This is a genomic window from Phosphitispora fastidiosa, assembly GCF_019008365.1.
GTDB lineage: Bacteria > Bacillota > Thermincolia > Thermincolales > UBA2595 > Phosphitispora > Phosphitispora fastidiosa.
The window spans coordinates 1-254 of sequence record NZ_JAHHUL010000175.1; the positions used below are offsets into that span (position 1 = coordinate 1).

The window sequence follows — 254 nt, forward strand, 5'->3', positions numbered from 1 at the left end:
TTTCACTTGGGTCGGGCCGCAACACGAGTCGCCGGTTGCATCGGACTTCAAGGTGGTTTACCGAAGTTCTGCGGGCAGCGAAAGACGTGGCCCCACTATTGAAATGGAGATGTCGTTGTTGCAGCGGATTTTCAAGGCCGATCGTTCCCGGGAATATCTTCTCGCCGGAACTCTGTTTTTTGTCGTAGGGCTTGCCGGCTGTAATACCGCCAACCTCAATCCATCTGAAACATTGTCGGAAGGCTATATTCTCG

General features: G+C 52.8%; 1 protein-coding gene. It reads left to right on the plus strand.

Annotation, left to right across the window (positions count from 1 at the left end; translation table 11 throughout):
• The coding region (locus Ga0451573_RS19400; protein WP_231685837.1) for a hypothetical protein at window positions 1-254 on the plus strand (254 nt) is incomplete at both ends.